Below are 13,934 nucleotides of genomic sequence, written 5' to 3'. Positions count from 1 at the left end.
CCCCAGCCCCGGCCCCGGCCCCGACTGGCGCCGGCCAGCCGACGGGCACCGGCGCGAACGGATCGCGCCGCCAACCGTCGGCGCCCTGAGCACTCTCCGACCCCGCGGCCGGTCGGGCGGTGCCTCACCAGTCGATCAACGGCAGCAGCCCGCCAGCCGCGGCGAGTGTTCCGCGGAACACCTTGATCATCGGGTTGGGGTTCGGATGGGCGGCGCGGTTACTCGTCGCGGGTGCTGGCGCCCTGTGCCTCGACGACGCGGGGCAGGGTGGCGCCGGTGTCGAGCAGGCCGATCAGCCAGCCCGGCGTGGCACCCAGGTAGAGGGCGTTGCACAGGACCGCGACCGTGGCCGCCGCGGGGTCCTGGTTGATCAGCGCGACGAACGCGGCCAGGCCCGCCGCCTCCATCCCGAACGTCAGGATCGAGCTCCAGCGGATGGTCTCGTCGAAGTAGGCGTCGGTCCAGCCGTCCTGCGCGTCCCCGCCCCAGGTGGTGTTCCCGAAGGCGACCCCGCGGGCCCAGATGTCGCGCAGGTCGGCCTGGGTGCCCTCGCCGACGATCACCTTCTCGTAGGTGTCGGGATTGGCGGTGACGGCCCGCTCGAACGCCGAGCGCCAGACCTTCAGATAGTCCGGGGTCGGCAGGTCGTAGTCGACCCGCAGGAAGTGACGTGCGTTGATGCGCACCGCCGAGGGCCTGGGCGTCCGGTGCGGGCGGCGCTGGCCGATCGGCGGGTCCTCGGTCTTCACCACCTGGACCCCGGCGTTGTAGGCGATGCCGTGGATGGGGCCCGACGGCGCGTCCTCCCGCAGGATCGAGGGCAGGATCTCCAGGCAGCGTTCACCCCCGCCGCGTAACGCCGCCAGGCGCTGCGCCATCTGCGCGACGATGCCCTGCTCGACCTCCGCAAACGGCGGCGACAGCGCGATGCCGAGCCTTTCGATGACCGGCGGCATCCCCCAGTGTTCGCGCAGTTCCAGGCCGCCCCAGTAGCTGGAGGCCAGGATCGCCCAGGCCTGCTCGCCGACATCGTCGACGGCGACGGTGCCCTGCATGATCGGGCCGGACAGCCGGTCGGTCAGCCAGCCGTTGAACCCGACCCAGTACGCCTGCGGGGTCGCCATCGTGGCCGCCGTGGGCGCGAACTCGGTGACGAGGCGGTCCACGAGCGCCGGCGCGGCGGGCATCACCGCGGCCAGCTCCGCCAGCAGTAACGGCCCGTCGCCGTCAACGTGCAAGGTCATGCGTGCCTCCCAGGCTGGCACCGGCCCGCCAGGCGTCGCCGGTGAGCGGTTGCAGACTCAGGTGGATGAGCTTCTCGTGCCGGGCACCCGTGCCGGCGATGAGGAACTGCTGGCGCTGCGTCCAGCGGTGGAAGTACTGGACCAGCACACCATCGAGGTCCGGGGAGGCGCGCAGCACGAACTGCTCCAGCGCCGCCTCGGCGGTGGCGAGATCCGGCTGGCGGGTGCCGAGCAGCTCGGAGATCTCCTCGACGTCGGCGCGTTCCAGGTCGGCGCCGAAGGCGTGGACGTGCTCGGCGAACCGGGTCACGGCCCGGGCGCTGTCCGCGCGGAAGCCCTCGTAGGCGCTGGTTGTGGGCCATTCGTCGAGCAGCGCCATCAGGTTGGTGTAGGCGGCGCTGGAGTAGGACGACGGGCGCTGCGCGGGTGGTTCGACGGTGGGCAGCGGCGCGCCCGCGACCGCGGCGATGGCCTCCAGCGCCCAGCGGCCGCAGCCGACGAGCCAGGTGAAGTACTCCAGCCAGCTGTCCCCGGGGGCGGGGTTGCGCACGGAGTCCTCCCACTGGAAGGGGGTCATCAGCGACCAGCCGGCGGTGTGGAACTCCACGGCGTCGCGGTCGACCCGCTCACCGGTGACGGCCTCGTACCGGCGGGCGATCCGGGCGATGTCGCCGAGGGGCTCCTCGCAGTCACGGCTGCGCATCGCGGCGAACTCGGCGATCGGGTCGCCGATGTAGGCGGCCTCGAAGTCGATCAGACCGGTCATCCTGCCCTGGTCGAACAGGAACTGCGCCGCGTCGCCCTGGATGAGCCCCCGCTGCGTGCGCCCGGCCGGGACGTTGCGGCACAGCCATCGCCACATGAACTCGATCATCGGGCTGGGTGCGGTCTTGGCCCGGCGGTAGTTGCGCTCACCGGTGGTGTACATGCTCAGCGCCGCGGCCCGGTTGTCGGCCGGGACGGGCAGCCCGAGCGCCCCGAACTCGCCCACGTCGATCGCGTGCATGCGGCACATGGCGTCGACGTACTGGTCCAGCACGGCGTCACGTTCGCCGTCGTCGAGCGCGGTGGCGAGGTTGACCCGGCCGGGCAGCCGGTCCATGACGATCGCGGGCGGGTCGTCGACCATCCCGTGGACGCGGGGGACGGGCACGCCGTGCCGGTGGAGCACCCGGTTGATGTCGGCTTCCTGCTCGAGGGTGATCATTTCCCGGAAGTTGCCGCCGCGGTGGCCGCGCACGTAGTACCTGCGTAACTCCCCCTGGCTCGTCAGATCGGCGAACCAGGCGGCGCGCCACCGCTCCTGCCGCTCGAAGGCCACGACGGTGCCGTCGAGCTCCCGCTCCAACCAGGCCCGAACCTGCTCATCCTGACTCACGGCTCTCCCTTCCAGGAACGCCTCGGCGAGGCGACGGGATCCATCCTCACCGAACCTCGAGGCACAGGCACAGGCACAGGCACAGCCGCAGACTCCACGTCGGCCGCTACCCGGCGACGGGGCGGCGCAGCCTCGTGGCCAGGCCGGCGTCGCCGAGCGCGGCCACGACCTTGGCGCCGAGGGTGATCATGCGGTTCATGCCCGTGTCGCCGATCGGTTCGTAGGCCAGCGCCGCGAGTTCGTCGGTGCGATCCTCGATCCAGCGCCGCCGGCGGCGACCCTCCACCGTCAGCTCCGGCGTCGCGGCCTCGGTCAGCCAGCCCCGGCGGCGCAGGCTCGCGACCGAGGCGTTCCAGGCCGGCGGGTCCCAGTGCCGGGAGTCGCGCAGCAGCTCCCCGGGCCACCCCTCGTAGGCGGCGTGGACGACGAGGGCGTCGATCCCGCGCAACCCTTCGATGACGAGCCCGCCGATGTGCCCGTCGCCCCGGTGTTCGCGCAGCACCTTCGCGGCGTGCCAGATCACCAGATGGTCCTCGCGCGGCCAGGGCAGCGACGCGAGGCCGGCGAGCAGGGGACGGCCCTCCCTGTTCGCCGCGGCGGCCTCGCCGGCCGCACGCGCGAGCTCGGCCAGCTCGCCGAGTTCCGCCGGGTCGATCGGCGCGAGCGCCGCGGCGAGCACCGGCGCGAACGCCGCCTGCTGCGCCGCGAGGATCGCCTCGGGTGACGCCTTGCGCCACACGGCGGGAATGACACTGTCGACCAGCCGGGGATTGACGTTGTAGAAGGTCGCGACCACCACGTCGGCCGACGCCGGCCCCAGCGGCGCGCTGCGCGTCACCAGGTTCACGACCGCGACGTCGTCGAGCCCGAGGTCGAGGCGGTGAAGCGCCGCGTGGACGGCCGGACAGAGCACGCCGGCGCCGAACGTGGGCTCGATCGCCCGCAATGCGGGATCGGTCAGGGCCACGTCCACCCCGGCCGATCCGCCGCCTGCCGAGGTGTGCCCGTCAACGGTCACAGTTCGTCTCCTCTCATCGCGCGGGAGTCCCGCCGCAACGGTGACCTGATACGTCTGGCGTGAAGAACCGGCCAGGAAAAGAGGCGCATGCGCGCGCCGGACATCCACCGGATGCAACGCGACATTGCCAACTTCGATAGCGGCGTTCGACAGCCGCGAAGGACTCCGAACACCGTGCACACGAGGCCCGGCAACTAAAGGGGAATTGCGTCGACGGACTACCCGGTCAGAGCGAGCCCCGGCACGCGCGGTGGCCCGTCCGTGCTACTCAGCGGCCCCATAAAGGTGATCCGGTGTCGGTAATGGTGGACGCAGTGCGTTGTGAAATGATGGTCACGGCGGAACCGTACCACTCTCCAGCCACCTAGTGAACAGCGTTGACGCCCCTTTTCGGTGCGCCTTTCCTCGCCGAGATCGGCCGTGCTGTCACGGCCCGTGGTTCAGGACCGGGCCGGAGGCGGCGAGACGCGGTTACGAACCCGTTGTCAACCCGGCGAGCAGACGTTCGACGGCGGTGACGGCCTGTTCCCTGGCCGCGGGCGGGTCGTCGGCGCCGGCGATGAACAGAGCGGCTTCGTCGACCGCGGCCAGCAGGATGTGCGCGAGCGCGTCGAGCGGCTGTGCGGACAGGCTTCCTTCGGCGACGGCACGTTCCAGCAGAGCGCGGATCGCACCAAGCCCGTAACGCTTCTCGGTGGCCCGCCACTGCTGCCACCCGAGGACCGCGGGCCCGTCGATCAGCAGGATGCGCTGGACCTCCGGGGTCAGCGAGGCGTTGAGGAAACCCAGCAGCCCGCCCCGCAGGAGCGTGAGCGCATCCCCGGTCGTGTCGGCGCCCCCGGCGGAGGCGAGCAGATCCTCCTCGACCCGTTCGAAGACGGCGAGAAACAGCGCCCGCTTGTCGGCGAAGTGATGGTAGAGCGCTCCACGGGTGCCCACTCCGGCCGCCGCGACGATCTCCTCGGTGCCGGTGGCGAAGTAGCCCTTGTGGACGAACAGCCGCCGAGCGGTGGCGATCAGAGCCTCGCGGGTCGCCTCCGCCCGCTCCGCGACCACCGCCGCCCGCACTCTCGGACGAGCCCGTCCCGACCGTTGACCCACTTCCACCCCCTCAGTATGGTCCAACATGCAGCTGCATCATGGACATACAACCTGTAGGTCCTGCACGGGACCCGCTTCAGCCTGGAGGCATGCGGCATGAGTGATCCAGCCGACACGGTCCGCGAATTCTGCGGTTTGATGATCAAGCGCGACGCGGAAGCCCTCCGCCCGCTCCTCGCCGCCGACGCGGTCTACCAGAACGTCGGCACGCCGGCGACGATCGGCGCAGCCGCCATCGTGGAGAACCTCGCCGGCCAGTTCGCGATGTTCCCCGACTCCTACGAGTACCGCGTCCTCACCCTCGCGGCCGACGGTGACGTCGTCCTGACCGAACGCCTCGACATGATCCGGACCCCCGGCGGCATTCAGGGTGTCCCCGTCATGGGCGCCTTCGTCGTCAGGGACGGTCGGATCATCCGGTGGACCGACTACTGGGACCTGACGCTGCCCGCGAAGATGATGACCGGCGAGGACGTCAGCGACCTCCTTCCCGCGGCGCGCTGAACCTCACGAGATTCAGCGCGCCGATACCCCTCGAGATTTCGAGGGGTATCGGGCGCCGATTAGCCCGGATCTGAATCCAGTGCATTGTGCTGATTCCTGACAGGTGGCTCCGGAATCATGCCGCGCCCACCGTTTGGGTACCGCCGAATGACAGCGGACCGGCCGGCGCTGTCAACGCGGGCGAGGGCCCGCCAGCTCCGCGAGCACTCCCACTTCGGCCAGCCACAGGTCCGCCAGGGCCTCATGGCCGGGGACGCTGGCGCTCGCCGTGAACGTGACATGGGCATGCTCGCCGTAGCCGAACAGGGCCACGGAGAGGTGCTGGCGGCCGACGAAGAGCGGAGGCATCCCGACCAGTCCGGTCACCGGCCGCCCCGCGACGGCCAGTCGGTGACGCAGGTGCCCCAGGTTGGAAGCGACGAGGGCGACCTCGCGGGTGCGGGAGCCAGAGCTTGCGGCGTGGGCGAGGAAACGCGGCGAGGCACGGGGGGACAGCTCGGCGAGGGCGAGGTGATGGCGCTCGACCACGCCCAGGCCGCCGCCCCGCTTCAACCGGCGTGTGCGCGCGGCGACGCGGGCGAGCCGTCGGCCGGGATCAGGTTCGCCGCAGGGCAGGGCGATGCGGACCCCGGTGGTGAAGTTGGACAGCAGCTCCTGTTCGGCACTGGTCCGGATGCTGATGGGCATGAGCGCGTGGATGGGTCGATGGGGTCGATGGGGTCGATGGGGTCGATGCCATTCCGGCAGCGACCACTGCCGGAGCGCGCCGGCGAGGGCCGCGAGATAGACGTCGTTGACCGTGACCGCATGGCGTCGGGCGATCTGCCTGAGCGCGTCGAGGTCCGTCGTCGCCCAGGTGTGGCGGGCCGGTCCGCTGGCCGGTCCCCCCCAGGCCGCCAGGGCGCGGGTGGGTGCCAGCCCCTGCAGGTTGCGACCGGCGAGGCGCAGGTAGTCCCCCGGCCGGGGGGCGGGAAACGCCTGCGGCAGGGCCGCGCCCGTCTCGTCACCCTCGCCGAACAGCAGGTGCAGCGCCCGGTAGAGGGCGCCGCCGTCCTGGTGGGCGTGGCTGGCCCGGTACAGCAGCAGGGTGCCGTCGGCGGAGTGCCCGCGCAGGAGGTGGAGCATCCACGGCGGTCGACCGAGGTCGACGGGCTGGGTGGCGAGCCGGTCGATCGTGCGACGCAGTCCGTCGCCGCCCGTCCCCTCCCGCACGGCGGTGACGACCACATGGTCGTCGACGTTGACGTCGCCGCGCGGGGCCCACCGCAGTGAGGTCTGCTCGGCCCGCAGCCCGCGGCCGTGCTGGTCCCCCGGAGGCGACGCGACGGTGTGGAGTCGTTCGGTCAGAGGCGGCGCCGTGCGGAGCCGGTCGGCGACATGCGCCCGCAGAGCGGAGAGATCCAGTGGTGGGCCGCCGACGTGCAACAGCGCACCGATGTCGAGGAACTCGCCGGGGAAACGGCGGGTGAAGGCCAGGAAGGCGTGATCGCCAATCGTCAGTGACCGATCGTGCACAGTGCCATCTCCTTCCGGGGTCGCGGGAGCCTGGGGAATCATCGCAGGAGCCCGAGTTCCTGGGCCACGCGCACCGCGGCGGTGCGGTTGTTGGCCTGCAGCCGGCGCATGATGCGGGCGAGATGGGACTTCGTGGTGGACTCCTCGATGTTCAACCGGCGGGCCACCTCCGCGTTCGAGAGCCCGGCGGCCACCAGGCCGAGGACCTCCAGCTCGCGAGGGGTGAGGAAAACGGACGGGGGTTTCCTTGGCGGCGCCGCCACATAGGCACGGCCCAGGCGGGCGACGACGTCTTCGATGCTCTTCTGGACCACCGGCTCGGTACTGAGCTCGGCGATGTCGTGCAGGGAGTCGCGCAGCGCGCACAGCTGGGCGAGTCCCAGGCCGGTGGTGGTGCCACCGGTTTGTCGCTCCCCGAGGTACATCTCGAAGAGCGCGGCGACGCGGCTGGCGGCATCGATCGCGGCGGCACTGATCTGGCTCGTGCCGCGCATTGCGCCGTACAACACGATTCGTTCGCCCGCCTCCACGTCGACGGGGACCGCGAAGATCGCCTGTATCCCCTCGCCGATCTTCGACCATGCGTGCCGATGCCGGGCCGGAGCCCGGTGGTCGTGCCGGGCCGCGACCACCGGGCGGCGGCGTTCGATCGACTGCCATCCGAGCCCGCGGCCGGGGGCCGCCGAGAGGCCGAGAAGACCGTCCGTCCGGTTTCCCTCCTGGCATCGCACGATCAGCCGTCCGGAAACGGAATCGACACTCGCCGCGAAGGCGATATCCACCCCGGTCAGGGCGCGCAGCTCACTGACCGCGCGTTCCATGAGGTAGACGAGGGAGACGCCGCCGTCATCGGACAAGGGTTCTTCCTTCCGATCCCGTCCGACCGGCGGCGCTGGACCTTGCGGATGGCGTGATGAGCTACGCCCGCACTGCGCCGGTGCCGGACACCCAGCGCACCGCCCCCCGATCCGCGCGGCGGCGGGCCCGGATTCCCGGAATACCGGATGCCTCGCGGCAGGCCGGTCCGACCGACCGACCGGAAACCGCATTCCACCGAACGGGGGATATTTTGACCTTAACATGCTGAATGTCCGCTTTTCAGCCCAATTCGCCCTCGCGGCACCACCTTTGGGCGGGACTCCACGACCCGGTGGGCGCGCTCTCAGGGATGCAGCTTCTCGATGTGGTCGGCCGCGGCCGCGACGCCCCCGGCGGCGGCGAACTCCCTCGCCAGTTCGCCCGCGCCCCGGCGATAGCGGGGATCCGTCAGGACCTCGTGGACCGCTGCGGCCACCGCGTCCGCACCCGCCCGCCCGAACCGGACCCGGACTCCGACCCCGCCGCGCACCACCTGCTCGGCGATGGTCGGCTGATCGTCGCGCACGGGCGCCACGACGAGCGGCACACCGCGGGCCAGCGCCTCGCACACCGTGTTGTTGCCGCCGTGACACACCACCGCGTCAAGCCGGGGCAGCAGCTCGACCTGGGGCACGTGGGATCGCACGAGCAGATCCGCGGACCCCGCCTCGGCGAGGTCGTCCACGAGACCGGGCGGCGCGACGACGACTGCCTGGGTCGTCTCCCGCATCGACGTCAACGCCTGCGCCGCCGCCCGCAGGAACCGGCCGCCGGCCTCGCGCGTCACCGTCCCCAGGGACACGAGCACCTGCCTGCGCCGCGGGTCGATCCAGGACCAGGGGAAGTCGGCGGCGCCCGGGCGAGGACCGACCGGCGAACCGATGTACACGGCCGGCGGAGAGCCTCCCGGATCGCGCAGCAGGGCCCGCACGGAGCACACGAGCGTGAGATCGGTCGAGAAGCGCAGATCGGTGGTGGCGGCCTCGGGCACCCCGCAGGCGCGCTGGAAGCCACGCTGGGCCTCGACGACCCAGGTGCCGATCCCGGCCATGTCCCGGTACGGATCATCGAACTCGGCGGAGGTGGTCGCGAGGGTCACCCATCGCGGTTCCCGCCGTCGGGCCACCAGCGCGGCGCCGATCGCCTGCTGGTCGACGACCATCACGTCCGGTTCGAAGGAGTCGACCAGGGCGTCGGTGTCGGCCGCCATCGCCGTGCCGATGGGGAGGAGGAACTCCTCCCACAGGAACTTCAGGGAGGCGGGGCCACGAAGTCCCCTGGACCTCTCCTCGACCGATCTCCACACCTCCGGCGAGAGCCCGCCGGCGAACGGCAGCAGCGCGATACCCGGGGGAACAAGCCCACCGATGATCTCCACGTGTCCGGCCAGAGCCACCTCGTGACCCCGGGCGACGAGCTCGGCAGCCAGGGCGACCGCGGGGTTCACGTGGCCGGTCAGCGGCGGCACGACAAACAGGATGCGACTCATGAACCGTCGCCGCCCCTTCTAGGCTCGGTTGGGCGAGGGAACGGTGTCGTTCCCCCGACGGGCGGAGTTCAGGCCCGGGGGTGGGACCATCTGGCGCACCCAGTCGGGCGTCACGAACCGCGCTCCGGCGCGCCGCTGCGGCATTTCCTCCCGCCGGCGGAACAACCACCATCGCATCAGGTCCCGGAGATAGTCGGCGGCCTCACGAAGGACCATGTGGGTGGTGTGCTCCAGGATGGTCAGTGTGCAGTCCGGCATGAGTCCCACGAGGGACTCCGCCTGGTTGACGATCTCGGAATTGGCCCCGTAGACCGCCAGCACCGGAACGTTCAGCCCGGCCAGGCGCGCCGGCGGGAACGACGGGATGGCGAGCATGTCCTGGCCGATCGTCGTCTCCCGCAGCAGCGCGCGGGCGGCCCGCATGCTGCGGCCGATCGCCCGGCCCGCGCCGTCGGCCAGCCACTGCTCCACCTCCTGGTCCGACATCGCGGCCAGCAGCTGCTCCAGGGAGCGGGCCATCTCCTCGCCGAGCCCGTCCACCAGGAACGGGGGCTCGATGAGGGTGAGGCTTTCGACCTGGTCGGCATGGTCGAGGCCGAACGCCAACGCGAGGGTGGCCCCGTAGCTGTTTCCGACGAGGTGCACCGGCCGGTCCACCCCGAGCGCGTCGAGCAGCCCGCGCAGGTCGGCGATGGACTCCGCCATCGTGTAGCCGTCCCGGGTCCGCTCGCTTCGTCCGTGGCCGCGCAGGTCGTAGCAGATCACGTCACAGCCGGCCGCCGCGAGACAGTTCCCGAGCCCGAAATAGAAGGCGGAGATGTTATCCATGATCATTCCGTGCAGCATGACCACCGTCGGCGCGTCGCCGGCCGTGCGCCGGCTGGGCGGAATCCGCTGCACGTGCAGCCGGACTCCGTTCGCCAGGATTTCCGCCATCCGTTCCTCCTACGATCCGGTGGTGTGTGCCGGCGCGCCCTGGGCGTCGACGCTGTCGGCGATGAACTGGACGAGATCGCCCACGGTCAGTCCGATGACGTCGTCGACGTCCATCTCCGCCAGGAAGGACGCGAAATCCACGCCGGATCCGAATCGCTCGCGCAGGCGGGCGACCAGACTCACGAACTCGATGCTCTCCAGCTCGAGATCCGCGTTGAACGTGGTGTCGACGGTGATGTCGACGCCCGCCAGGTAATCCTCGCCGATGATGTCCCGCAGAATGTCCGCCAGCTCGACGGTGGTTCGGCGTTCCAGCTCGTCGCGCCCCGTCGTCGCGGCCGGCCGGTGTCCGACCGTTGAAGCATTCGATGACGTCATGTCACAGCTCCCTGCTCGTGGTGGGCGGTTCTTTCGACCTCCGGCGAGGTCCAGGCGACGACATACCGGCCGGGTGAGGCCGGCCTCCCCGCCGGCCCGGCTCCCGCGTCGGTGACCGGTCGGCCGAACTCGTCGACCGTGCGCAGCGCGACCCACCGGGGCCCGACTCCGTGGGCACCGACTCGGACGTAGACCGGTGCGGGCCAACCGGTTTCCGCCGACGTGGCCGACGTGGCCGACGTCGCGGACCGGTCGGTCGGACGTGACAGCGGCTGCCGTGGTGGTGGCCCGGTGACGGGCCACCGATGCGCGACCGCGCGGGCCGCGCCGGCGGCGGGCTCGAGCACCCGGTCGACGGCGAGCCGCCCGAGAAGAAGATCATCATTATGGGACGTTGCGAGGACCGCCGCGGCGGCCGCCCTGGCGGCTCGGAACCGGGCCAGCCATATGGACCGGGCCTCGGCCCCGGCCGCGGACGCCACAGCCCCGGCCACGGACAGCGCGTCGAGCGACGCCTCGTCCGCCGCGTCCGCCGCGTCCGCCGCGGCCACCGGGTCGCCGGCCGCCGGCGGCCGAGCGGGGATCCTCTCCAGGTGGATGCCGATGTCGGGCGAGGCGTCCACGATCGCGACGGCCAGCTCCAGGCGGCAGGCCAGCGCCGCGTTCGGCATCACCAGGTCGACGAGCTCGGGCCGGTCCCCCGCCGGGCCGAGGACCGGTCGCCCGGACGGCCCGTCGTCCACGCGGACCTCGATCCCCCAGATCGCCCCGGCGCCCCGGTCCCACCACCAGCGCCGAACACCGTCCTTGACCGCGATCCGACCCAGCAGCCATTCCCTGGCCGCGCGCGGATTGTGCGCGGCGAAACGTCGCCGCTCGGCCGGGTCGAGGTAGTGCCGCAGGATCAGCTCGCGGGACGCCGTGTCGCGCCAGTGGTCGCGCACGACGACCCAGCCGTCGGGGCTCGGCCGGGCCAGCGTGTTGTGTTCGGGAACGCAGGTGACCGGCCACAGGATGTCGTCGGCGGCGAAGCGGCGGTCCTTCCAGCCGAGCACGTGCGCCCAGAGGACACCGTCGTCGGCCCTGACCTCCATGTCGGCGGTGACCGTGAGCTCGTCGACGGCCCGGATGCGCACCGTGGCACCCATCCGCCGGCCGGCCTCGGGTGGCGGGCCGTAGAGGCGCAGCTCGGCGATGGACTGGGGCAGGATCAACCAGTTCGCGTCGAGATACTGCGTGGCCCAGTAGCCGTAGAACTGCCCGACGTTGTCGAGCAGCGCTCCTGTTCCCGTCGGGACCGTCAACCTTCCCCGGATCCCGTCGGGCGCCATCGCGTCCACGTGGTCGATCCCCTGGTAGCGGGGGCCGTGGAAGAGGAACGTCCCGTAGAGGTCCGCGGCCTGGTGCGGCGGCAGGACCTCGTCGGTCAGCCGCACGCCGGCAGGCAGGTCCGCGGTGACGTCCGTGCCCGCCGGCGGGGGCGGGTAGGCGGGAGCGAGGACGACCGTGCCGCGCGCGTGGCCCTCGACGACGACGCCGACGGTGCCGTCGGCCGCCGCCGTCGAGGTGATGGTCACCTCGACGGGCGGCTCGACGGCGAGCCAGCGCAACGCCCGCACGTCGCGGATCGCCACCGCGACCCCTGCGGGCACCAGCGCCAGCGCATGCTCGATCATCAGATGGAGCAGGGCCGTCATCGGCACGACGGGGAACCGGTCGGACACCTCCGACCAGCCCGGGGGCTGCCGGTAGAAGCAGTGGTCCATGACCTCGGGCAGGTCGTCGACCGACAGCGTGCGCCGCACCGTCCGGGTTGCGGGGACGGCCGGCGGCGGCGCGGGGACGGCCGGCAGCGGCGCGGGGACCTCGGGCGGTCGACGTCGCGGCAGCGCGGGGGCGGCCGGCCCCGCACTGCGCCACCGACCGACCACCTCGGCCCGGATGTCCTGCGCCTGCGCCAGAGCCGCGTCGAGTTCGGCGATCACCGGATGGTTCACGGGCCCGGTCTGCTCCCGAGACGGCGCCGCCACCGGTGGCCTCAGCGCGGCCGCGGCAGGCCCGGCGGACACGATCGGGCCGAGAAGCTCGGCGGCCTGGGGGCCCAGCCGCATGGTCGGCACGCCGAGCGCCAGCCGCATCATCCGGCCCGACCGGGTCGACCCGGTCGACCCGGTCGAACCGCCGTGGCACGGCAGGAGGTGCAGCCGGGGCTCGGCGCCCTCCGCCCACAGCGCGGCGGCCACCCGGCGGAGCTGGTCCAGGCCCGACCGCTTCGGCGTGTTGCTCACCACCGCCAGGTGATCCTGCCCGGCGAGCGTGCCGTCGACGAACCCGGCGATGCTACCCACCCCGACCTGGACGAAGACGCGGACTCCCCCGCGGTGCAGCCGCTCGGTGAGCTGCCGGAACCGGACGGGTTCGACAAGGTGGCGCACGGCCAGCGCCCGAATGTCGTCGGCCGCCGCCGGATAGGGCGCGGCGGTGGTCGCGGACCACACGGGCACGGCGGGCGGGAACAGCGGGGTGTCGAGCAGTCGGGCGCGGGGCTCGGCCAGGTAGGGCTCGAGGAACGGCGAGTGGAAGCCGGACCGGAACGGCAGCGTCTGGCCCAGCACACCGCGGGCCCGCAGCCGGTCGAGTGCGATCGCGACGCCGCGGTCCGGGCCACAGATGATCGACTGTTGCGGGCAGTTGTCGTGGGTGACGACGACGTCGGGAAGATCCGCGATGATCTCGGCCGCGTCTTCGGCGCCCTGGCCCAGCACGCCGAAGACGACCCCCGGTACCTCGAGTTTGCCCGGGTCGAACGTCGCGATGAAGTCGTCGACGAAGGTCCCGTCGAGCATCCCGGCGGAGATCATGGCGTTCCACTCGCCGATGCTGTGCCCGCCGACGAGATCGGGCACGATCCCCAGCCGGCGCAGCGCCGCGTCCAGCACCCGCCCCACCTCGATGCTGGCGACGCCGTGCGTGCCGAGCGCGGTGGTGTCACCGAGGGCGGGTCGCGGCAGCCCGAAGTGGTCGCAGACGTCGTCGACGCGCGGGGTGAACCTGTCCTCCAGGCCGCAGAACAGGAAAGCGATCCGGCCGATCCCCGGCGTGGTGGCGCCGGCCCGGCCCGGCTCGGCCCGACCGGCCCGACCAGCCTCGGCGTCACCAGCCTGATCGGTCAGCAGGCCGGTCGGGCTGAACCACACGTCGTTGCGGCCGCGCCAGGGCACACCCCGCGCCACGACGGCGCGGGCGAGGCCCAGCCTGCGGGCGTTCGGGGCGACGATGGCGAGCCGGCACGGCCCGCCGGACGGCGGCGCGACCGCGTCGTCGCGACGAAGGAGGTCGTCGTCGGTGACCGCGAGCGCCCTGGCCACCTCCCCGGGGCCGGCACCGGCGATCATCAGCACCGACTCGGGCCGGGTGTCCCGCGCCGCCGCGACCGCCGGCGGACGACGCCTCACCGGCCCGGCGCCCGACCGGCCGCCGCCACCACCACTACTACTGCCACCGCCACCGCTG

Annotated in this window: 11 protein-coding genes; 1 reads left to right on the top strand and 10 read right to left on the bottom strand. The window is 72.2% G+C overall.

Annotation, left to right across the window (positions count from 1 at the left end; translation table 11 throughout):
* Nucleotides 1-218 precede the first annotated feature (218 nt).
* The 4 genes from NBZ83_RS22015 to NBZ83_RS22000 all read right to left on the bottom strand — a co-directional run bounded on the left by NBZ83_RS22015 (nucleotide 219) and on the right by NBZ83_RS22000 (nucleotide 4,708).
* Nucleotides 219-1,244: a hypothetical protein gene (locus NBZ83_RS22015; protein ID WP_261570021.1), complete on the bottom strand. Its 1,026-nt coding sequence runs from the start codon at nucleotides 1,242-1,244 to the stop codon at nucleotides 219-221.
* The gene (locus tag NBZ83_RS22010) at nucleotides 1,228-2,622 is read right to left on the bottom strand and encodes a phosphotransferase (protein WP_261575711.1); all 1,395 of its coding nucleotides are present in this window, start codon (nucleotides 2,620-2,622) and stop codon (nucleotides 1,228-1,230) included. Before NBZ83_RS22010 ends, NBZ83_RS22015 begins: the two co-directional genes overlap by 17 nt.
* A 106-nt stretch (nucleotides 2,623-2,728) precedes the next feature.
* The gene (locus NBZ83_RS22005) at nucleotides 2,729-3,640 is read right to left on the bottom strand and encodes an SCO6745 family protein (RefSeq protein WP_261570018.1); all 912 of its coding nucleotides are present in this window, start codon (nucleotides 3,638-3,640) and stop codon (nucleotides 2,729-2,731) included.
* A 471-nt stretch (nucleotides 3,641-4,111) separates the two neighbouring features.
* Nucleotides 4,112-4,708, bottom strand: coding sequence for a TetR/AcrR family transcriptional regulator (locus NBZ83_RS22000; RefSeq protein WP_261575710.1), 597 nt, complete (start codon nucleotides 4,706-4,708; stop codon nucleotides 4,112-4,114).
* 129 nt (nucleotides 4,709-4,837) lie between these two features.
* Here NBZ83_RS22000 and NBZ83_RS21995 point away from each other — a divergent pair, with 129 nt between their 5' ends.
* On the top strand, nucleotides 4,838-5,245 hold the full coding sequence (locus NBZ83_RS21995) for a limonene-1,2-epoxide hydrolase family protein (protein ID WP_261570016.1): 408 nt from the start codon (nucleotides 4,838-4,840) through the stop codon (nucleotides 5,243-5,245).
* Nucleotides 5,246-5,416: 171 nt separating this feature from the next.
* Here NBZ83_RS21995 and NBZ83_RS21990 read toward each other — a convergent pair whose 3' ends face one another.
* The 6 genes from NBZ83_RS21990 to NBZ83_RS21965 form a co-directional block, all read right to left on the bottom strand.
* Nucleotides 5,417-6,760 (bottom strand): wax ester/triacylglycerol synthase domain-containing protein, encoded by a 1,344-nt coding sequence (locus NBZ83_RS21990; protein ID WP_261575709.1) that lies wholly within the window; start codon nucleotides 6,758-6,760, stop codon nucleotides 5,417-5,419.
* Nucleotides 6,761-6,798: 38 nt separating this feature from the next.
* Entirely contained in the window at nucleotides 6,799-7,617 is an 819-nt protein-coding gene (locus NBZ83_RS21985; protein WP_261570014.1) for a LuxR C-terminal-related transcriptional regulator, read from the bottom strand.
* A gap of 305 nt (nucleotides 7,618-7,922) precedes the next feature.
* Nucleotides 7,923-9,107, bottom strand: a complete 1,185-nt coding sequence (locus NBZ83_RS21980; protein WP_261570013.1) for a glycosyltransferase — start codon at nucleotides 9,105-9,107, stop codon at nucleotides 7,923-7,925.
* Nucleotides 9,108-9,125: 18 nt separating this feature from the next.
* Nucleotides 9,126-10,043: an alpha/beta fold hydrolase gene (locus tag NBZ83_RS21975; protein WP_261570011.1), complete on the bottom strand. Its 918-nt coding sequence runs from the start codon at nucleotides 10,041-10,043 to the stop codon at nucleotides 9,126-9,128.
* A 9-nt stretch (nucleotides 10,044-10,052) separates the two neighbouring features.
* Nucleotides 10,053-10,421: an acyl carrier protein gene (locus tag NBZ83_RS21970; RefSeq protein ID WP_261570010.1), complete on the bottom strand. Its 369-nt coding sequence runs from the start codon at nucleotides 10,419-10,421 to the stop codon at nucleotides 10,053-10,055.
* Nucleotides 10,418-13,876: an acyltransferase domain-containing protein gene (locus NBZ83_RS21965; RefSeq protein WP_261575708.1), complete on the bottom strand. Its 3,459-nt coding sequence runs from the start codon at nucleotides 13,874-13,876 to the stop codon at nucleotides 10,418-10,420. Before NBZ83_RS21965 ends, NBZ83_RS21970 begins: the two co-directional genes overlap by 4 nt.
* Between the last annotated feature and the right edge of the window lie 58 nt (nucleotides 13,877-13,934).

It is taken from the genome of Frankia gtarii (genome assembly GCF_025403375.1).
Lineage (GTDB): Bacteria > Actinomycetota > Actinomycetes > Frankiales > Frankiaceae > Frankia > Frankia gtarii.
Note: the sequence above shows the minus strand (reverse complement) of the source record. Positions and strands in the feature narration are given on the sequence as shown.